The 18,751-nt window shown below is 66.3% G+C and carries 19 protein-coding genes and 2 pseudogenes; 15 read left to right on the top strand and 6 right to left on the bottom strand.

Annotated elements, in window-relative coordinates; all coding sequences use genetic code 11:
• A pseudogene (locus J5474_RS03950) lies at positions 1–113 on the top strand (IS5/IS1182 family transposase); the annotation flags it as partial.
• A gap of 205 nt (positions 114–318) precedes the next feature.
• Here J5474_RS03950 and J5474_RS23220 read toward each other — a convergent pair.
• Positions 319–414: pseudogene (locus J5474_RS23220) on the bottom strand (pyocin activator PrtN family protein); the annotation flags it as partial.
• Between the two features lie 26 nt (positions 415–440).
• On the opposite strand from J5474_RS23220, the gene J5474_RS03960 reads away from it, so the two are divergent.
• Genes J5474_RS03960 through J5474_RS03970 form a run of 3 tightly spaced genes read left to right on the top strand, consistent with a single transcriptional unit; the run spans position 441 to position 1,770 of the window.
• A complete protein-coding gene (locus J5474_RS03960) occupies positions 441–1,142 on the top strand; it encodes a glycoside hydrolase family 108 protein (RefSeq protein ID WP_209359516.1) in 702 nt (233 codons plus the stop codon).
• A gap of 2 nt (positions 1,143–1,144) precedes the next feature.
• Positions 1,145–1,363, top strand: coding sequence for a hypothetical protein (locus J5474_RS03965; protein ID WP_209359517.1), 219 nt, complete (start codon positions 1,145–1,147; stop codon positions 1,361–1,363).
• Complete coding sequence (locus J5474_RS03970; protein ID WP_209359518.1) at positions 1,360–1,770, top strand: hypothetical protein; 411 nt, start codon at positions 1,360–1,362, stop codon at positions 1,768–1,770. Before J5474_RS03965 ends, J5474_RS03970 begins: the two co-directional genes overlap by 4 nt.
• Here the strand turns inward: J5474_RS03970 and J5474_RS23095 are convergent, their stop codons facing one another.
• Entirely contained in the window at positions 1,771–2,877 is a 1,107-nt protein-coding gene (locus J5474_RS23095; protein WP_209359519.1) for a tyrosine-type recombinase/integrase, read from the bottom strand.
• Between the two features lie 108 nt (positions 2,878–2,985).
• Between J5474_RS23095 and dusA the strand changes: the two genes are divergently transcribed.
• Both dusA and J5474_RS03985 read left to right on the top strand, forming a co-directional pair.
• Entirely contained in the window at positions 2,986–3,990 is a 1,005-nt protein-coding gene (gene dusA / locus J5474_RS03980) for a tRNA dihydrouridine(20/20a) synthase DusA (protein WP_342454005.1), read from the top strand.
• 218 nt (positions 3,991–4,208) lie between these two features.
• Positions 4,209–5,423: a calcium-binding protein gene (locus J5474_RS03985; protein WP_209359521.1), complete on the top strand. Its 1,215-nt coding sequence runs from the start codon at positions 4,209–4,211 to the stop codon at positions 5,421–5,423.
• 109 nt (positions 5,424–5,532) lie between these two features.
• On the opposite strand, the gene J5474_RS03990 is transcribed toward J5474_RS03985, so the two are convergent.
• The 3 genes from J5474_RS03990 to ccmI all read right to left on the bottom strand — a co-directional run bounded on the left by J5474_RS03990 (position 5,533) and on the right by ccmI (position 7,520).
• Entirely contained in the window at positions 5,533–5,769 is a 237-nt protein-coding gene (locus tag J5474_RS03990; RefSeq protein ID WP_209359522.1) for a DUF1289 domain-containing protein, read from the bottom strand.
• Between the two features lie 9 nt (positions 5,770–5,778).
• A complete protein-coding gene (gene ruvX, locus J5474_RS03995) occupies positions 5,779–6,204 on the bottom strand; it encodes a Holliday junction resolvase RuvX (RefSeq protein WP_425342861.1) in 426 nt (141 codons plus the stop codon).
• An 89-nt stretch (positions 6,205–6,293) separates the two neighbouring features.
• Positions 6,294–7,520 carry a c-type cytochrome biogenesis protein CcmI gene (ccmI, locus tag J5474_RS04000; RefSeq protein WP_209359524.1) on the bottom strand — a complete coding sequence of 409 codons (1,227 nt, stop codon included), beginning with the start codon at positions 7,518–7,520 and terminating at the stop codon, positions 6,294–6,296.
• 169 nt (positions 7,521–7,689) lie between these two features.
• Between ccmI and J5474_RS04005 the strand changes: the two genes are divergently transcribed.
• From J5474_RS04005 to rarD, 8 genes are all read left to right on the top strand, one after another.
• On the top strand, positions 7,690–8,937 hold the full coding sequence (locus tag J5474_RS04005; RefSeq protein WP_209359525.1) for a sarcosine oxidase subunit beta family protein: 1,248 nt from the start codon (positions 7,690–7,692) through the stop codon (positions 8,935–8,937).
• Between the two features lie 76 nt (positions 8,938–9,013).
• Positions 9,014–9,370, top strand: a complete 357-nt coding sequence (locus J5474_RS04010; protein ID WP_209359526.1) for a hypothetical protein — start codon at positions 9,014–9,016, stop codon at positions 9,368–9,370.
• Between the two features lie 162 nt (positions 9,371–9,532).
• Complete coding sequence (locus J5474_RS04015) at positions 9,533–9,871, top strand: sarcosine oxidase subunit delta (RefSeq protein ID WP_209359527.1); 339 nt, start codon at positions 9,533–9,535, stop codon at positions 9,869–9,871.
• A gap of 59 nt (positions 9,872–9,930) precedes the next feature.
• Positions 9,931–12,939, top strand: coding sequence for a sarcosine oxidase subunit alpha family protein (locus J5474_RS04020; protein WP_209359528.1), 3,009 nt, complete (start codon positions 9,931–9,933; stop codon positions 12,937–12,939).
• On the top strand, positions 12,932–13,486 hold the full coding sequence (locus J5474_RS04025) for a sarcosine oxidase subunit gamma (protein ID WP_209359529.1): 555 nt from the start codon (positions 12,932–12,934) through the stop codon (positions 13,484–13,486). Before J5474_RS04020 ends, J5474_RS04025 begins: the two co-directional genes overlap by 8 nt.
• Positions 13,487–13,587: 101 nt before the next feature.
• Positions 13,588–14,013 (top strand): hypothetical protein, encoded by a 426-nt coding sequence (locus J5474_RS04030; RefSeq protein ID WP_209359530.1) that lies wholly within the window; start codon positions 13,588–13,590, stop codon positions 14,011–14,013.
• 185 nt (positions 14,014–14,198) lie between these two features.
• Positions 14,199–14,798, top strand: coding sequence for a superoxide dismutase (locus tag J5474_RS04035; protein WP_209359531.1), 600 nt, complete (start codon positions 14,199–14,201; stop codon positions 14,796–14,798).
• 286 nt (positions 14,799–15,084) lie between these two features.
• A complete protein-coding gene (gene rarD / locus J5474_RS04040; protein WP_209359532.1) occupies positions 15,085–16,095 on the top strand; it encodes an EamA family transporter RarD in 1,011 nt (336 codons plus the stop codon).
• Here the strand turns inward: rarD and J5474_RS04045 are convergent.
• Complete coding sequence (locus J5474_RS04045) at positions 16,038–16,601, bottom strand: LOG family protein (RefSeq protein WP_209359533.1); 564 nt, start codon at positions 16,599–16,601, stop codon at positions 16,038–16,040. The genes rarD and J5474_RS04045 overlap by 58 nt on opposite strands.
• 124 nt (positions 16,602–16,725) lie before the next feature.
• On the opposite strand from J5474_RS04045, the gene J5474_RS04050 reads away from it, so the two are divergent.
• Positions 16,726–18,672, top strand: a complete 1,947-nt coding sequence (locus J5474_RS04050) for a LysM peptidoglycan-binding domain-containing protein (RefSeq protein ID WP_209359534.1) — start codon at positions 16,726–16,728, stop codon at positions 18,670–18,672.
• The last annotated feature ends 79 nt before the right edge of the window (positions 18,673–18,751 follow it).

The following is an 18,751-nucleotide window of genomic DNA, read 5'->3' on the forward strand; positions in this document are numbered from 1 at the left end:
AGCGCATCTCCGCGCGGGATCCCGTTCGCCAAACCGCCGAAATCCACATCCGGGTCGCCCTTATCAATCGCTTCAACGCGCTCGGCACCGCCGAGGTCGTTCGCGTGGCATGAGCCTGAGCGGGAAAGGGTCACTCACCCCTCAGCCCGCCTTTCTGCAACAATCTAGGCGCCAGGCTCTTTAGAATCATATTGTTCTACCAACTTTATTTACAAATCGTGTTGGTGCAGCCTTTAGCTGTCCTTCCCCGTCTGTGACGTTGCGTTATAAGGTGCTGGATTGTGGCCAAGCGGGGTGAAGCACCTCGTTTTTCCCGGGCTACTTATGCAGGCGGTCAAAATCCCGCTTGGCCTCTGCGTGGCGCCGATCAAGGTAATCCGCGAGATCTTGCAGCGCGACGAAACGCGCCGATTTCTGGGATCGGGGTGACTGGCAGGGCTATGTCGCCCGCCTTCACCTTCGTCATGAATTTGACCGGGGTCACCATCGGCACCCTGTCGGCGGAGCTGGGCCGCCCCGCGACGGTCCAGGACGTCCGCGACCTCGACCGCCGCACCGCTGGCCGGATCTACCGTGCGAAGTATTGGGATCGGATCCGGGGCGATGACCTGCCCGCCGGGTTCGACCTGGTCGCCTTCGACGGCGCGATCAATTCCGGTCCGGCGCGCGGGGCGAAGTGGCTGCAGCGCGGCCTTGCCGTGCCCGCCGATGGCAGGATCGGCCCGCAGACGCTTGCCGCCGCCAACGGCGCGCAGAACGGCGTCGCCGTCATCGAAAAGGCCTGCGCCGTGCGCCTGGGCTTCCTGCAGGGGCTGGGCAGCTTTCGCACCTTCGGCAAGGGCTGGGGGCGGCGTGTCGCCAAGGTCGAGGCCCGCGCCGTGTCGATGTGGTCGGGGTCGCGCGCAACGCTGGCAGCACAGGAGCGCCGCGCCACGGCGGCCCGCAAACAGCAACAGACCAATGCCACGGCGGCCGGCGCCGGTGGCGGTGCCGCCGCGGGCGGGGGCGACCTGGCGGGCGTGCCTGACGTGGTCGTCTACGGGATCCTGGCCGTCGCGGTGGTCGCGGCGGTCTACGCGCTGCTGAAGGCGGCGCACCACGCGCGGCGGCGGGATGCCTACCGCGCAGAGCTGGAGGCCTGAGCATGGGCAAACCCTTCTGGAAGTCGAAAACCATCGCGTTCAACCTGGCGGTTGCGGTCGTCGGGGGCGCGAATGAGGTCGCGCCGATCCTCGATCAGCTGGTCGCCGGTGGCTACTCGGGCGAATGGGTGGCCCCGGTGCGGGCGGGCCTGCTGCTGGTCAACGTGGTCGGCAACGCACTGCTGCGCACGACCACGACGCAGCCGGTCACCCTGCGATGACCGGCCCGCTGGCGCGCCTGCTGGCATGGCTGGTGCGGGCGGGCTTCGCGCAGACGGTCGAGGCGGCGCTTGCCCGCCTCGATCAGCGGGCGGAGTTGCTGACCGATCGCGAGCGGATCCAGGCGGAGACGACCGCCGTCCTGGCGCGCGAGGCCGTGGCCGAAGCCCGGATCATGGCGGATTTCAACGCCCGCAAGCTGTCGTTCCCGTGGTTCTGGATCTTTGCCGCCGCCTTTGTCGGCCCGCTGGCCCTGTGGTGGTCGGCGGTCATCCTCGACAGCGTTTTCGGGTTTGCCTGGTCGGTCGCCGACCTGCCGACGCCGCAGATGCAGGCATGGGCGGGCGATATGATCCGCTGGACTTTCTATGTCGGCGGTGGGGTCGGTGCCCTGCGCGCCCTGCGTTGATCATCCGGCCCGCGACAGACGGTCGATCCATTCCCAACCGGCGTATTTGGCGCCGGTCTGCCGCAGATGCGTGTATCGCTGCAGGGACGACCAGGAGCGGTGCCCGCTGACGGCGGCGACCTGGGGGATCGACAGGCCGGTCTCGAACAAGCGCGACACGCCTTCGTGCCGTAGGTCATGAAACCGCAGATCCTTGATCTGCGCCGCATGGCAGGCCCGCGTGAAAGCGGTGTTGATGGTGGCGCCGTTGAAGGGGAACACGCGGGCGTCACCCTGTCCGCGCGGCATTGAGAGTGCAATCTGCAGCGCCTGGTCGGGCAGGTCGCACCATACGTCGTTTCCGACCTTGTCGCCTGGGTGCTTCATATCCTTGATGAAAACTCGCGCGTGCCCCTGTGTCTGATCCAGGCCGCCCCATGTAAGGCGCGTGATTTCGTCCAACCGCCGGGTCGAGAACAGCGCAAAGCCGATAACCCGGTGCATCGGGCACGAGCGGGGCCGCGCCACGTGCCTCTGCGCGAAGTCACTCAAGAGCTTGCCGAGTTCATCCAGTGTCGGGCGGCGGGACCGCTTTGCGCTCTTGGCGGTCAATCGCAGCCGCTTCGCCGCGTCCAGAGCGTCGCGCATGGCATTGCGATCCAGCGGGATCCCATAGGCGGTCGACGCGACGGCAAAGACCGCCTGCAGATGGCTGGCGTAGTTCAGCACTGTCGAGGCGCTGCCGACTTCCGGTCGGGAGCTGATCTCGCGCAGGAAGTCGACCAGGTCGGCGCTGGTCACATCCTCCGCTGGTTGTTCGGCGATATCGTATTCCTCCCGGATGGTTCGGAGAACCTGCGCCTTCGTCCTGCCGATCGTGGCACCGCTGTCTGCGATGTAACGGTCGATCGCGTCGCCCACCGTGCGCCCCTTTCCCTTCACCTTCCGCAGGTCATCGCCGGCCGCGGCGATCTCGCGCGACCGCTTCTTGTGCCACGCCTGCGCCTGTGAGCGCGTGTCGAAGGTCCGGCTTTCCCGGTGCCACCATTTGCCGTTTTTCTTGATCGCGATTTGTGCGAGGTAGGCGGTCGAACCGTCTTTTCGCTTGCGCGGGATGATCTGTGGCACGGAACAACATTTCCTGTTGGGAGAACAACTTTTGTTGTTCCGATAGATCAAAACGGGCAAAAATGGTCAAGAAACGGTAGAAAATTGTGCTGGCGAACAGGTGCGAATGTGTCGGGTAATCCAACAAAATCAGATATTTGCAGTGCCGCCCGCCTGAGTGTGGCGCCGATGATGGACTGGACCGATCGGCATTGCCGGGTCTTCCACAGGTTCATCAGCCGACGCGCCTTGCTGTACACGGAAATGGTCACCGCGCCCGCGTTGGTGCGGGGTGGTGCGCTGCATCTGCTCGACCATTCGCCCCAGGAACATCCCGTGGCCCTGCAACTCGGCGGTTCCGAACCGGAGGAACTGGCGCAGGCGGCGCGTCTGGGGACGGAGGCAGGTTATGACGAGATCAACCTGAACTGCGGCTGCCCCTCGGACCGGGTGCAGTCCGGTACCTTCGGGGCGGTACTCATGAAACACCCGCAGACGGTCGTCGACTGCGTGACCGCGATGAAGCGGGCTACCGACACCGAGATTACCGTAAAGTGCCGGATCGGCGTGGACGATCAGGACGCGGAGGCGGTGCTGCCCGACTTTCTCGCACGGCTTTCCGACGCTGGCTGCACCCGCATCGCCATTCACGCCCGCAAGGCATGGCTGCAGGGGCTGTCGCCCAAGGAAAACCGCGACATTCCGCCGCTCGACTACGATCTTGTTTTGCGGATGCGCGCGGCTTTTCCCGATCTGCACCTGTCGGTCAATGGCGGCATTGATTCGCTCGCACAGGCCGAAGATTTCCTGTTGAAGGGGCTCGACGGGGTGATGATCGGGCGCGCGGCCTATCACCAGCCGTGGGAGGTGCTCGGGCGGGCGGACCGCCTTTGGGGCGATGCGCCCGATCAAACGCGCGAAGACGTGGTCGAAGCCATGTTGCCCTATATCTCTGCGCATCTGGCGGCGGGCGGGCGGCTGCATCAGGTGACGCGACATATGCTGGGGCTTTACGCCGGGCGACCCGGGGCGCGGAAATGGCGGCAGATCCTCTCGACCGAGGCGCATCGCGACGGCGCGGACACCGGCGTGGTGGAACGCGCTCGCGACGCGGTTCTGGCAGAGGCGGTCTGACGCGAGGCACCCGAGAATCATAGCAAAAGGTGGCACCCCTGCCGCGCCGCGCATTTCCGTTAATAATGCCGCGTAAAGCCGATGTTTGTCCTGATTTGGGTGACAATTAACCGGCCCCGCTAAAATTTTTCCTTAATTCGTCCGGAAAACGTTAAATGTCTGGTAATTACTTCATGTGTTCCACGCGCGTCCGCTCGCGGTGAAAAAGGATTGATCTCATGTTGCTTCTCTCGCTCCTGCCCATGTTGCTTCTGGTTTCTCTCGGGGGGCTTTTCGACAGTGGCGAGGAAGACAGCTCCGAGGACTTCCCGGCATCATCCAATCCCGACGGCATGGATACGACGACCGGCGGTGGCACGGATACCATCGGCGGCGAGACGCCCGACATCCTGACCCGTGGCACCCTCGGCGATGACGTCATCACGCTGACGGAGGGCGACGATCTGTACTTCGGGCTGGACGGCGACGACGTGGTCAACGGGGCAGGCGGCGCGGATTCGGTCAACGGCGGGCCGGGCGACGACACGCTGATCGGGGCAGGGGGCGACGACCTGCTCTATGGTCTCGAAGGCGCGGACAGCCTGACCGGCAACGGCGGCAACGACACGTTGAATGGCGGAGCGGGCAACGACGATCTCAGCGGCAACCTCGGCGAGGACAAGCTGGTGGGCGGCGACGGCGATGACCGCCTCGACGGGGGGCCGAACGATGACAAGCTGGTGGGCGACGCGGGTAACGACACGCTGCTGGGCTCCGGCGGGAACGACCTGATGAAGGGCGTGGCAGGGAACGACAGCCTCGACGGCGGGCTTGGCAACGACACGATGGAAGGCGGCGCGGGTGATGATACGCTGATCGGCGGCGCGGGCAATGACGCGATCGATCCGGGCGCGGGCGTCAACGTTGTGGATGCCGGTGACGACGACGATGTGCTGGTGGCCACTGCCGGTACCGGTACGATCGACATGGGTGCGGGCAACGACACCGTGGCCATCACCGGCGACAGCAGCGACCCCGCGCTGGTGGCCTATGACATCACGCTGGGCGACGGTGACGATTTCTTTGCCGGGGTGGATGAGAACTCCACTGTCGACGGCGGCGTGGGCGATGACACGCTGATCGGTGACGGCACGCTGATCGGCGGACTCGGCAATGACACCTTCGGCGGCGACGGCACCTTTACCGGCGGGCGCGGCAACGACACCTACGTTGCCGACATGACCACCACCAGCAGCGTGACCGACTTCCATTCCGGGCAGGACATGGTGGTTTTCCAGCTGCCGGAGGCCGATCTCGCCGATGCCACGACAGAGATCGTGGCCCAGACCGACGGCACCTACATCGTGCGCGCGATGGTGTCCGGCGCGCAGGTGGCGGCGATGACCTCCGCCACGCTGGTCAACCCGGCGGACGTGGCGCTGCAAGGCGTCTGACCCAGGCGCATCGGCCCCGGACCCCGCAAAAGACAAAGGGGCCCGCGCGGCCCCTTTTTCATCCCCACACTGCTGGGCAGACCGCCCTGCAGGCGAGTCCTTGCCCTCGTCAGCCCCGTTTCAGCCGCGCCGCGCGCCCGCCGCGCCGTGCCTTCAGGCGGCTGGCACGGTCCGGCAGGTCCGTCATCAAAGCCGCGCGCTCTTCGTGGCTCATCCGCGCCCAGCCCGAGATTTCCTGGATCGTACGAAAGCACCCGGTGCAGATATGCTCTGCCGGGTGAATCACGCAGATCTTCACGCAGGGGCTTTGGATCTCGTCGCGCATCCAGACCTCTTCATCCTTCATTTCCGCAACCTACCCCGCCAGATAGCGCAGCCGATCCAGCGCGCCCTGCAGGATATAGGAGGCCGCGACGTGGTCTATGACCTCGGCGCGACGCTTTCGTGTCGTGTCCGCCTCCAGCAGCGCCTTTTCGGCGGCGACCGTGGACAGACGCTCGTCCCAGAAGGTGATCGGCCCGGGCCAAAGCCTGGAAAAATTGCGCGCGAAGGCCCGCGTCGATTGGCAGCGCGGCCCCTCCGTGCCGTCCATGTTGCGCGGCAGTCCCAGTACGACACCGGCGATGCGGCGCTTGGCAAGGATTTCCACCAGCCGCGCCGCGTCCGCTGCGAACTTCGTCCGTTTCACCGTTTCCAGCGGCGTGGCCACCGTGCGCATCCCGTCGGACACTGCCACGCCAATGGTCTTCGTCCCGAGGTCCAGCCCCATCAAGGCAGCCATCGGGGGCAGGGCCCGCGCGAAATCGGTCGCTTCGTCAAAGATCAGCGCCTGTTTGGCCCCCTGACCAGCCTCAGGGTTCACCGGATCGATCATTGCGTCACCCCGGCGCGGTCCGCCGCCGCGCGGATCGTGTCGAGCGCCGCGTTCCGCCCGGCAAAGACCTGCTTCGCCTCGGTCCAGACCTTGCCGGCCTGCTCCGTATCGCCCAGCACGCCGAGCGCGGTCACAAGCCGCGCCCATTCTTCCGGCGTGCCTCCCTCGGTCGCCAGCCGGTCCGACAGGCGCGAAACCATGCCCCGGACCATCTCCTGCCGGTCGCCTTCGCTCATCTCGCCGGCGGCGGCCACATCCGCAGCCGAGGGTCCCGCCATTTCCTGCAGGGGTGGCAGCTGATAGCGGTTCTGTCCGGCACGGATCGCCATTTCCTCGATCTGGGCGCGCAGCGGCTCTACCCACGGATCGTCCGGCTGGCTGTCGTCCAGCAGCGCGTCCCACATGCGGAACCCGATGTCCGGGCGTCCGGTCTGCGCCATCATCAGCCCGCCGTAGAACCGCGCGACCCCGTTGGACTTGTCCAGTTGCAGCGCACGTTCCAGCGCCGCCTGTGCTTCGGGCGACACATAGCCCCCCGCCGCCAGAACCAACATATCGGCGAGATCCGCGTAGTCCTGTGCGGTCGCCTTGTCGCCCTTGATGCGAACCACGTTCTGCAATGCCTCATAGGAGGCCGCGTAGTTGCCCAACGCCCCCTCGGACCGCGCCAGCAATATCTGCCCCTGCAGATCGTCCGGGCGCTCCGCCACGGCCGTGCGCAGCTTTTCCACCAATGTGCGATAATCTTCCGGCGCCTCGGCCTGCTGGCCCTGCGGCATGGCGGCCTCGGCCTCCGCCTGGCTGGCGCGATCCTTCAGCGCCTCCTGCGCCATCTCCAGCCGCAGTTGCAACGGCATGTCGCGGTACCCCGGTGCACCGAGTTGCGAATACAGCGCGTAGCCGCCACCCAGCAGCACCAGCGCCAGAACGCCCGCCATTGCCCGGCTCATGGCTTGCGGCTGCGCGGCGGCAACCGTTTCCCCGCGTGCCTTGGTATCCGCCGCCAGCAACCGGCGCGAGATTTCGACCCGCAGGCGCTCGGCCTCGACGGCGTCGATCTTGCCGCGCGCGGCGTCGGCGTCGATCTCGCCCAGCTGGTCGCGGTACACACGGATGTCGAAAGCCTCCGCCGGGCCGGTCGCGCGCCGCCCGGCGACCACCGACCACGCGAGCCCCGCCGCAACCGCCAGCGCCACCGCGCCCGTCAGGATCCAGAACAGCATATTGCCTCCCATTGCGTCGCCCTCGATCTAAGCATCACCCCCGCGACATGAAAGGGTAAATCAACGCACCGCGAAGCCATGTCGCAACTGCGTTCCAGAATGACGGTTGCATGTCGCGGTCGGGACGGTTTGGGTGCAAGAAACGCCCAAACCACCGGGGAATCGAGACATGAAACGCTACTCCGCCTTTGCCATCGTCCGCGAAGCGCTCATGAACGATCACAAGGGCTGGGAACGCGCGTGGCGCAACGCGCAGCCAAAGAAGCGCTACGACGTGGTCATCGTGGGGGCGGGGGGGCACGGGCTTGCCACCGCCTATTACCTTGGCAAGAACTTCGGCATCACCAATGTCGCGGTGATCGAAAAAGGTTGGCTGGGCGGCGGGAACACCGGGCGCAACACGACGATCATCCGATCGAACTACCTGCAGGATGCCTCCGCCGCGATCTACGAAAAGGCCCGGTCGCTGTATGAAACCATGTCCCAGGACCTGAACTACAACGTCATGTTCAGCCCGCGCGGCGTGATGATGCTGGCGCAGACCGAACACGAGGTCCGCGGCTACCAGCGCACGGCCCATGCCAATGCGCTGCAAGGGGTACAGACGGAATTCATCTCGCCCCGCCGGGTGAAGGACATCGTGCCGATCATCAACCTCGACGGGCCGCGTTACCCGGTGCTGGGTGCGCTCTGGCAGGAACGTGGCGGTACCGCCCGCCACGACGCCGTGGCCTGGGGCTACGCGCGGGCCTGTTCGGCCATGGGCATGGACATCATCCAGCAGTGCGAAGTCACCGGGGTCACGCGCGACGGTGCCCGCGTCTCCGGGGTCGATACCTCGAAGGGGCACATCGCCTGCGAAAAACTCGGTATCGTGGTGGCCGGGCACTCCGGCGAACTCGCCCGGATGGCGGGATTCCGCCTGCCGGTGGAAAGCGCGCCGCTGCAGGCTCTGGTATCCGAACCGATCAAGCCGGTCATGGACTGCGTCGTCATGGCCAACACCGTGCACGGCTACATGAGCCAGTCCGACAAGGGCGAGATGGTCATCGGCGGCGGCACGGATTCCTATAACGCCTTCACGCAGCGCGGGTCTTTCCACCACATCGAACACACCGTTGCCGCGTTGATCGAGACCTTTCCCATGGTCTCCCGCCTGAAGATGCTGCGCCAGTGGGGCGGCATCGTCGACATGACCGGCGATCGTTCGCCGATCCTGTCCAGGACCCCGGTCGACGGGATCTTCATCAATTGCGGCTGGGGAACGGGCGGATTCAAGGCCATCCCCGGTTCCGGCTGGGGCTTCGCAGAACTGATGGCTACAGGAAAATCAGCACTTTGCGCGGAATTCGGCATGGACCGCTTCGCCAAAGGTCGCTTCATCGACGAAAGCGTCGCCGCCGGGGTTGCGCATTGATGGCCCATCTCGCCCTCGGGAACCAACTCTCATGCCTGCGTGTTCACTCCCCAGACAACGTTCTGGAGGAAATCCAATGGCCGACACCAACCACCCGCACAATCACACCACGACCACCACGACCCTGCGCGACACCCGCGAGACCCGAGGCGGCAACTCCGGCATCGCCTTTATCGTCGGCATCCTTGTCGTCGTGGCCGCCTTCCTGCTGTGGATGTTCTTCAGCGGCACCGACGACTCGCGCGTCGAAAGCACCGCGCCGGCCGACGTCAACGTCACGGTCGAGGACGCCGCTCCCGCCGCTGACACCAACGCGACCGTCGCCGCGCCGGAACCGGACGCTGCCCCGACGATCGACGCCGCCCCGGCTGATGTGGCACCGGCGGACGAAGCCGCTCCGGCCGACGACACAACGGCTCCGGCTGGCAACTAAGGCACTACCCTCAGGTTCACGGCACGAACCGGAGAAGGTCGGATTGCGCATGCAATCCGGCCTTTTCTCGTGTTTCGGCGTCTCGTGCGCCCGCAACCCTATGCGCGTCGGCCGTGCTTGGGGTCTGCAGCCGTTGCGCACTTCCCGAAAGGAGGCCCTCCCATGCTGATTTTCAACTGTCCCCACTGTGGCGTCGCCGCCGAGGAGACCGAGCTTTCCGGAGGCGGTGAGGCGCATCTGAAACGCTTCGGCCCGGGCTGCAGCGACGCCGACTTCGAAGGCTATCTCTTTACCCGGGAGAACCCGAAGGGCGTGCATTTCGAACGTTGGCGCCATGCCTTTGGCTGCGGCAAATGGTTCATCGCCGCGCGGGATACAGTCACGCTGGAAGTCTTCGGCACCTATCCCGCGCAAACCTCCGAACCCCCGCGGGAGATCTTCGACCGTATTTCCGAGAAACGCCCCGGCTGGTCTTGGTGCAACCTTTCTGGCGAGGCGTGACGTAAAATGATCCACATTCTTGCTCAAAAAGAACAATTCCCACAGCGGAGGGCTGACGCATGAGCACCCGTCTGGCCTCGGGCGGTCGCCTGATCGACCGCTCGAAGAGGATCGAATTCACCTTCAACGGAAAACGTCTGCAAGGCTACGGCGGCGACACGCTGGCCTCCGCGCTGCTTGGCTGCGACCAGATGCTGGTGGGCCGGTCGTTCAAATATCACCGCCCGCGCGGCATCGTCGCCTCCGGCGTGGAAGAACCCAACGCCCTGGTGAACCTTGGCGCAGGGCACCGCCACGAGCCGAACCAGCGCGCGACGACGACGGAGCTTTTCCACGGGCTGACGGCGACCTCGCAGAACCACTGGCCTTCGCTCGACTACGATATCGGCGCCGTGAACGGGTTCTTCGGCCGGTTCCTGACCGCGGGCTTCTACTACAAGACCTTCATCCACCCGCGCCCCTTCTGGAAACACCTTTACGAACCCTTCATCCGCCAGTCGGCGGGACTGGGCCGCGCCCCCGACCCGGAAACCCGCGACCCCGACCACTACGAACACTTCTACGCCTTCGTTGACGTGCTCGTGGTCGGAGGCGGCGTCGCCGGGCTGCAGGCGGCAAAGGCCGCCGGAGAGGCCGGTGCGCGCGTTCTGTTGATCGAACAGACCGCCCATTGGGGCGGCCGCGCCGTGGTCGACGGCGGCGAGATCGACGGAAAATCGCCCGAAGACTGGGTGAAGGAAACCATGCAAGCCCTTGATGCTATGGATAATGTTCGTATCCGCCCCCGCACCATGGGCGCGGGCGTCTACGACCATGGCTACGTGCTGGGCTACGAACGCTGCACCGACCACGCTCCGGAGGCAAAAGGCCCGCGCCACCGGCTCTGGCGGATCCGGGCCAAGCAGATCGTGACCGCCACCGGCGCGCTGGAACGCCCCCTGAGCTTTGCAGGCAACGACGTTCCGGGGGTCATGCTGGCCTCTGCCATGCGCGACTATCTTGTGAACTACGGTGTGACGCCCGGCGACCGCACCGTGGTCGTGACCAACAATGACGACGCCTACCGCACCGCCATCGCGCTGAAACGCGCCGGGCTGGAGGTTCCCTGCATCGTCGATGCCCGCAAGAATGGCGGCGGCGCCCTGATGGCAGAGGCGCAAGCGCTTGGAATCCGGGTCGAAAAGGGGCGCGGGGTCGCCAAGATCTTTGGCGGCAAGCGCGTGAACGGCGTGGCGATCTGCCCGCAGACCGGCGAGGGCGCCGTGCTGGAGGAAATCGCCTGCGAGGCTGTCGCCATGTCCGGCGGCTGGTCGCCCGTCGTGCATCTGTGGTCACATAACGGTGGCAAGCTGATGTGGGACGACGAACGGGCCTTTTTCAGACCCGATCCCGATCGCGGGCCAATCAACCACGACGGTACGCCATTCGTCACCACAGCGGGTGCAGCCTCTGGCCACATGCGCTTGAACGATATTCTGCAAGATGCCGACAAAGCAGGAAAAAACGCCGCCGGGGCAGGGGGCGAGCCAACCGCGCCCAGGGCCTTCGATGCTGACGAGGCGCCGCTCGAGCCCGTCTGGCTGATGCCAGCCGGGGCGCATTACGGCCTGCGGCTGAAAGCCTGGCTGGACTACCAGAACGATGTGAAGGTTTCCGACGTGCAGCTCGCTGCCCATGAGGGCTATGAAAGCGTCGAGCATACCAAGCGATACACCACGCTCGGCATGGCCACGGATCAGGGAAAACTCAGCAACATCAATGGCCTGGCTGTCCTGTCCGGTGCGCTGGGGGAGCATATTCCGCAGGTGGGCACAACCACCTTCCGTCCGCCCTATTCGACCATTTCCATGGGTGCCATCGCGGGGGATGCCCGCGGTGCCCTGTTCCAGCCGGTGCGCAAAACGCCAATGCACGACTGGCACGACGAAAACGGTGCCGCCTGGGAGCCTGTGGGCGCATGGCGACGGCCGTACACTTATGTACGCCCCGGCGAAAGCAAGGTGGATTCCGTAACGCGCGAGGTCAATGCTGCGCGCCAGGCTATTGGTTTGCTTGATGCTTCGACCTTGGGGAAGATCCTCGTAAAGGGACCGGATGCGGGCCGGTTCCTCGATATGCTCTACACCAACATGATGAGCACGCTGAAACCCGGCAAATGCCGCTACGGCCTCATGTGTACAGAAAACGGCTTTCTTACCGATGACGGCGTGGTGGCGCGCTTGGACGAGGACACCTTCCTGTGCCACACGACCACCGGCGGGGCGGACCGGATCCACGCGCATATGGAGGACTGGCTGCAGTGCGAATGGTGGGACTGGAAAGTCTACACCGCCAACATCACCGAAGCCTATGCCCAGATCGCCGTCGTCGGTCCCAAATCTCGAAAACTATTGGAAAAAATCGGCGGGATGGATGTCTCGAAGGAAGCGCTGCCCTTCATGGAGTGGCAGGAGGGCACGCTGGGCGGTTTCGCGGCGCGGGTCTTCCGCATCTCCTTCTCCGGGGAACTCAGTTACGAGATCGCGGTGCCCGCCGGACAAGGCCGGGCGCTCTGGGACAAGCTGTTGGAAAGCGGCGAGGAATTCGGCATCACCCCCTACGGCACAGAGGCGTTGCACGTCATGCGGGCCGAAAAGGGTTTTATCATGATCGGGGACGAGACTGACGGCACGGTGATCCCGCAGGACCTCGGCCTTAATTGGGCGATCTCGAAAAAGAAGACTGACTACCTTGGCAAGCGCGCGCAGGAACGCGCCCACATGGCGAACCCCGACCGGTGGCAGTTGGTGGGGCTGGAGACGCTGGACGGATCGGTCCTGCCTGACGGGATCTACGCCACGGCAAAGGGCAAGAACGCCAACGGGCAGCGCAATACGCAAGGCCGGGTGACCTCTACGTACTATTCGCCGACGCTGAAGAAGGGGATCGCCCTGGGCCTTGTCCACAAGGGGCCGGAGCGTATGGGCGCGGTGATCCCCTTCCTGAAGGACGACGGAGAAACCGTGGTGGAGGCGCGCATCGTCAGCCCGGTATTTCATGACCCGGAAGGGGAGAAGCAGAATGTCTGATCTGAGCGGCTTCGAAGGGCTCGTGGCCATCCGCGAGGTCGAAAACCAGGGCATGCTGACGGTGCGGGGGGACTTCGGGTCCGAGGTGCTGCGCGCGGCGGTGACCGGGCTGACGGGGGTCGATTTCCCCGGACGGCGGGTGGCCCATGTGCAGGGCGCGCGGGGGCTGCTGTGGATGTCGCCGGATGAGCTGGCCGTGCTGCTGCCACGGGGCGAGGCGGCACAGGCCGCGACCCGGCTGGCAGGGCAACTGGCGGGCGTGCACGCGCTGGTGGTCGACGTCTCCGACGCCCGCGTGCATTTCGAGATCGAGGGCCGGGTCGTCCGCGAAACCATCGCCAAGCTGGCCCCCGTCGACATGCATCCCGACAGTTTTACCCCCGGCGAATTGCGCCGCACGCGCTTTGGCCAGGTGGCGGCGGGCTTCTGGATGGCTGACGAACGCACCGCGCGGATCTTCTGCTTCCGCTCGGTGCGGGATTACATGGCGGGGCTGCTGACGGTGGCGGCGGATGACCATTCGGAAGTCGCCTACTTCCGCAAGTGACGCCGTTTTCGCGGCGAAACCATCGGCATCTTGTTCGCCCGCCGGTTGCCAATCCCGACCGCCCCCCGGATAGTGGGGCGGGACTGACGAAAGGGCCGCGCATGATCCGGATACTCCTGCTGCTGGCGGCCACGCTCAGTGCTCTGGTGCCGGGGGGCGGGGCGCGGGCCGGGGATACGGTCGCCTACAAATGCCTGGTGGAGAAGGCGCGGGCCGATGGCTGGATCCAGCCGCTGATCTTCATCGCGCACGACCGGAATGACGGCCGCGTGGTGGTGTCGGACGCGGTGATCCTGCATTTCAACGATGGCCAGCCCGTTCCCGCCCGTGTGGCGAAGGACAACGGCAGGCGCACGACATTTGCCTGGGAGGTGCGTGCCGTGCTGGGCCGGTCGCCGGTCGTGATCCAGTATCGCGGCACCTACATGAAGGCGGACCGCCGGTTCGCTGTCTCGGCCACGATGCCGGGGAATGAGACCGCCTATCATGCGCTTGGGACCTGTCAGGTCGACCGGCTGGCGAGCTAGGCCACGCAGGCGGGCAACCAGGCGGCCACCGCCCGGCTCGCGGCGTTGCACATCGCCTGTGCGGGGGCGTTACAGCCTTTGCGCGGCCCTCTGCGCGCCGAAATTTCAGCGATCACGCTTGACCTTGCGGTCGGGGCGGAACAGGTAGGTAGGTGAAATTCCAAAACACGGAGAGGGTGACCCCAATGGCTTTCGAACTTCCCGATCTTCCCTATGCGCACGATGCTCTGGCCTCCAACGGCATGAGCCAGGAGACGCTCGAGTACCACCACGACATCCACCACAAGGCCTATGTCGACAACGGCAACAAGCTGATCGCCGGCACCGAGTGGGAGGGCAAGTCCCTCGAAGAGATCGTCAAGGGCACCTATCAGGCGGGCGCCGTGGCGCAGAACGGCATCTTCAACAACGCCTCGCAGCACTGGAACCACACCCAGTTCTGGGAGATGATGGGCCCGTCGAACCATGACATGCCCTCCGAGCTGGAAGCGGCGATCAAGGAGAGCTTTGGCTCTGTTGACAAGTTCAAGGAAGAATTCGGCGCCGCCGGTGCGGGCCAGTTCGGTTCGGGCTGGTGCTGGCTGGTCAAGGATGCCGACGGCGGCCTGAAGGTGACCAAGACCGAGAATGGCGTGAACCCGCTGTGCTTTGGCCAGACCGCGCTGCTGGGTTGCGACGTGTGGGAGCATTCCTACTACATCGATTTCCGCAACAAGCGCCCGGCCTATCTGAACAACTTCATGGACAACCTCGTGAACTGGGAAAACGTGGCTTCGCGCCTCTGATTTCCCGGACCCGCAGGATACCGAAGGGGCGTGGCGCAGGCCGCGCCCCTTTTTTGTTTCGGGCCGAGGGCGGGCGCAGCCCGGGTTTCGCGGCGAAACCCTTTTTGTTAACAATGGGTTAACTAAAATTTTGGCAAGGGCGTGCGAAACGCTGTGGCGCTTGCGTCCGGGCGGGCTTGTGGCGCGGCGGCGGGCTGGCTAGGGTCGCCCCCGGTCCGGGCCGGATTTCTCGCGCGGTTCAAGACGTTACCCGCTCCACCCCTCCCGCTCCTGACAAAGGCGCCCCATGTCGCAACAGTTCCAAGGTGTCCTTGCCATGATCGCCGCCTGCGTGATCTGGGGGCTGTCGCCGCTTTACTACAAGTTTCTGACCCACGTTCCCGCGCCGGAGGTCATGGCGCACCGGATGCTCTGGTCGGCGGTCAGCTTTGCGTTGCTGGTGGCGGTGCAGGGCAAACTGGCGCGCCTGCGCGAGGCGCTGTCCAGCCCGCGCCGCGCCGGGCTGCTGCTGCTGGCGGCGCTGCTGATTTCCGTCAACTGGTTCCTGCTGATCGTGTCGGTGCAGATCGAGCGGGTGATGGAGACGGCGCTGGGGCTGTATATTTTCCCGCTGCTGGCGGTGCTGATCGGCACCGTCGTCCTGAAGGAACGGCTGGGGCGGCTGCAGTGGATCGCGGTGGCGCTGGCCGCGCTGGCGGTGGTGCAATTGACCTTTGGGCTGGGGGTGGCGCCCTGGCTGTCGCTGACGGTGGCCACGAGCTTTGCGCTCTATGGGCTGGTAAAGAAACGCGTGGCGGTGGGGCCGGTCGTATCTGTCACGGCGGAAGTGCTGCTGCTGTCGCCGGTGGCGCTGGTCTACGTGATCTGGCGTCAGGCACAGGGCATGGGCGCGCTGGGGGCGGACCTGCCCACCGACGCGCTGCTGGTGCTGTCGGGCGTGGCGACGGCGCTGCCGCTCATGCTGTTTTCGGCGGCGGTGCAGCGCATCGGGATGGGCACGCTCGGGCTGATCCAGTACATCAACCCGACCCTGCAATTCCTGACCGCCGTCTTCCTTTTGGACGAGCCGTTGAACCGCTATCAGGTTATCGCCTTCGCGCTGATCTGGGCCGGGCTGGCGCTGTATTCAGTGCAGTCGATCGCTCGGGCCAGAGTTCAGGCCAGAGTTCAGGCCAGAGTTCAGGCCGAAGTTCAGGCCGAAGTTCGGGCCGAAGTTCGGGCCAAGGCTCAAGCGAGGGTTCAAGAAAGCGCGCGGCGCAAGAGCGCCATGGCCTCTGCCGCGCCACCGCCGCTCTGAACGAAATCCAGGAGCGGCGCCTCGGCGAAACCGTGGTCGATGACGCTGTCCAGAAGCGCCTTCAGCGGCTCCCAGTAGCCTGCGACATCCATCAGCACGATGGGTTTGTCGTGCAGGCCCAGCTGGCGCCATGTCAGCACCTCGAAGAATTCGTCCAGCGTGCCGGGGCCGCCGGGCATGACGACGACCGCATCGGCGTTCATCAGCATGACCTTCTTGCGTTCGTGCATCGTCTCGGTGACGACGAAGCGGGAGAGGTCGGTCTTGCCCACCTCCATCTGCAGAAGGTGGGTGGGGATGACGCCGAAAGTGTCGCCGCCGCCATCCTGCGCGGCGCGCGCGACGGTGCCCATCAGCCCGACATCGCCCGCGCCATAGACCAGCCGCCAGCCTTCGGTGGCGATGGCTGCACCGAGGCGGGCGGCCTCCTCGGCGTATTCGGGGCGGTCGCCCATGCGGCTGCCACAGTATACACAAACGGATTTCAGGGCGGATCGGCTGGACATCGGGGCACTTTCGGTTGGAAAATCGGCTTTTGACCGGTGTTACCCCGTGGTTTATACACGCTCAACTATTCCGTCGCGCGGGCTGGGGGGCTTTGGCGGCGAAAAGATGGGACAGAAGACTGCCATGAACAAAACCTTGATCAACAGCGCCATCGGCGGCGCGGCCATAGCGGGCGCGGTGGTGGTGGCCGTGGCGATGGGCCTTCTCGACTTCGGCGTGGAAGATCCAGTGGAGACGGCCCCGCAGCAGGCGTCTGGTGAGGCGTCTGGGGAGGCGTCTGGTGAGTCTTCTGGGCCGGGGTCGGTTGTTTCGGAAGCCGAGCCGGAGCAGGCGGAGGCCAGACCGGAGCCGAAAGCTGTCGTAGAAGGAACACCTGAAGCCGCGTCCGGAGCAAAGGCGGATGCGGCGGGGCCTTCGGACGAGGTGGCTGAGCCTGCGGCGGCGCAACTCGCCGCGCCCGAGGAACGCGCGCCTGAGGCCGGGCGGGCCGCGACAGAGCAACCCGCAGCCGGGGCAGAGATGCCGCCCGAAGAGGCATCGACGGACGCACAGGGCGATCCGGCGGAGACAGAGGGGGCTGCGGCGGAGACAGAGGGCGCTGCGGCGGAGACAGAGGGCGCTGCGGCCCCGGACGCGGACGTGGCCGAGGCGGGTAGCGCGGGTGTTACGGTGGCACAGCCGGCAGCGGACGCCAGAAGTGGAGGCTCGCGGGTCGCCGAGGCGGATACCGGGCGCGGCACGTCCAAGCTGCCGGAGACGGGGACGCCAGAAGCGAAAACCGCAGGCACCGAAGCTCCGGAGGTGCCGACCGCAGGGGCGGGCGCGTCCACCGCAGGGACTGCGGCCACAGGAGCAGAGCGGCCTGTGCAGAGCGCCGGAACCGACGCGGAGCGGCCCGCAGGCGGCGCGCCGGACGCGGGCGGAGACGCATCCCCCCCGGTGGCGCCGCGCTTTGACACGGTGCGCGCGGAGCCCGGTGGCAGCACGCTGGTGGCCGGCGCGGGCGAACCCGGCGCCGACGTGGAGGTGCTGGTGGGCGGGAGCCCGGCGGCTTCGACCCGCATCGGGTCGGACGGGAAGTTCGTGGCCTTTGTCGATCTGCCCGCCGAAGGGGAGGCGTCGGTGCTGTCGCTGCGCACGCAGGCGGCGGGCGGACCGGTCGTGTCGGAGCAGGAGGTCATCGTGATCCCGGCCCCGCGCGCGATGGCCATGGTCGGGACCGCGCCGCAGCGGGCCGCGCCGCAGCTGCCCGGTTCGGACAGCGTGCCGCATGGCGGGCGGGTACCGCAGGCACCGGGACAGGTGGGCGCGGAGGACACCGGCGCGGTGGCCGTCCCGCGACCGCGCGCCTCCGAGGCGCCGGCGGGGCTTTCGGCGCCCGAGGTCGACAGCGCCCCGGCGGCGCTGGGATCGGGCGACGCGCGGGCCACGGCCAGCGGCCCGGCTGCGGGGGCGATCACCGGCGCCGCGACGGGCGCCGGGCAGTTGCCGCAGGTGGGCGAGGCGCCCGCCGCCGCGCCGACGGTCCTGATGACAGGCCCGGATGGCGTGGAGGCGATGCCCGCCACCCCGCTGGCGCCGGGCGACGTGGCGCTCGACTCGATCCGTTATGGCAACGACGGCGCGGTGCATCTGGCCGGACGGGGGGCGGATGCCGCATTCGTGCGGATCTATCTCGACAACGCGCCTGTCAGCACCGCGCGCATCCGCGAGGACGGCCAGTGGCGGGTGCAACTGCCGGAGGTCGACAGCGGCACCTACACCCTGCGCGTCGATCAGGTGGACGCGGCGGGGCAGGTCCTGGCGCGGGTCGAGAGCCCCTTCCTGCGCGAGGACCCTGCCTACCTTGCCAGCCTGTCGCCGGGCACCGGCCCGTTCCGCGAGATTACCGTGCAGCCGGGCCACACGCTTTGGGCGATTTCGCGAGACCGCTACGGCAAGGGCCTGCAATACGTGAAGATCTTCGAGGCGAACCGCGACCGCATCCGCGATCCGGACCTGATCTATCCGGGGCAGATCTTTGACCTGCCGGAGATCGTCGGGCAGGACGCGGGCACCGCCACGGAGTAGGGGGCTGGCCCTCGCCGCGCGTCCGGGATAGGACGGGCGCAAGAGGACGGGCGCGCTGCGACGGTCCGCTGAACCCGGC

This window comes from Sagittula salina (genome assembly GCF_017813235.1).
GTDB classification, from domain to species: domain Bacteria; phylum Pseudomonadota; class Alphaproteobacteria; order Rhodobacterales; family Rhodobacteraceae; genus Sagittula; species Sagittula salina.

Excerpts from the sequence above, each read along its gene's own strand:
- ruvX (WP_425342861.1), bottom strand. The coding sequence starts at position 6,204 with ATGGCTGCCTTGATGGGGCTGGACCTCGGGACGAAGACCATTGGCGTG.
- J5474_RS04025 (WP_209359529.1), top strand. The coding sequence starts at position 12,932 with ATGTCTGATCTGAGCGGCTTCGAAGGGCTCGTGGCCATCCGCGAGGTC.
- J5474_RS04050 (WP_209359534.1), top strand. The coding sequence starts at position 16,726 with ATGAACAAAACCTTGATCAACAGCGCCATCGGCGGCGCGGCCATAGCG.
- J5474_RS04045 (WP_209359533.1), bottom strand. The coding sequence starts at position 16,601 with ATGTCCAGCCGATCCGCCCTGAAATCCGTTTGTGTATACTGTGGCAGC.
- rarD (WP_209359532.1), top strand. The coding sequence starts at position 15,085 with ATGTCGCAACAGTTCCAAGGTGTCCTTGCCATGATCGCCGCCTGCGTG.
- J5474_RS03970 (WP_209359518.1), top strand. The coding sequence starts at position 1,360 with ATGACCGGCCCGCTGGCGCGCCTGCTGGCATGGCTGGTGCGGGCGGGC.
- J5474_RS04015 (WP_209359527.1), top strand. The coding sequence starts at position 9,533 with ATGCTGATTTTCAACTGTCCCCACTGTGGCGTCGCCGCCGAGGAGACC.
- J5474_RS03985 (WP_209359521.1), top strand. The coding sequence starts at position 4,209 with ATGTTGCTTCTCTCGCTCCTGCCCATGTTGCTTCTGGTTTCTCTCGGG.
- J5474_RS03960 (WP_209359516.1), top strand. The coding sequence starts at position 441 with ATGTCGCCCGCCTTCACCTTCGTCATGAATTTGACCGGGGTCACCATC.
- ccmI (WP_209359524.1), bottom strand. The coding sequence starts at position 7,520 with ATGCTGTTCTGGATCCTGACGGGCGCGGTGGCGCTGGCGGTTGCGGCG.
- J5474_RS03965 (WP_209359517.1), top strand. The coding sequence starts at position 1,145 with ATGGGCAAACCCTTCTGGAAGTCGAAAACCATCGCGTTCAACCTGGCG.
- J5474_RS04030 (WP_209359530.1), top strand. The coding sequence starts at position 13,588 with ATGATCCGGATACTCCTGCTGCTGGCGGCCACGCTCAGTGCTCTGGTG.
- J5474_RS04005 (WP_209359525.1), top strand. The coding sequence starts at position 7,690 with ATGAAACGCTACTCCGCCTTTGCCATCGTCCGCGAAGCGCTCATGAAC.
- J5474_RS03990 (WP_209359522.1), bottom strand. The coding sequence starts at position 5,769 with ATGAAGGATGAAGAGGTCTGGATGCGCGACGAGATCCAAAGCCCCTGC.
- J5474_RS04010 (WP_209359526.1), top strand. The coding sequence starts at position 9,014 with ATGGCCGACACCAACCACCCGCACAATCACACCACGACCACCACGACC.
- J5474_RS04035 (WP_209359531.1), top strand. The coding sequence starts at position 14,199 with ATGGCTTTCGAACTTCCCGATCTTCCCTATGCGCACGATGCTCTGGCC.
- J5474_RS04020 (WP_209359528.1), top strand. The coding sequence starts at position 9,931 with ATGAGCACCCGTCTGGCCTCGGGCGGTCGCCTGATCGACCGCTCGAAG.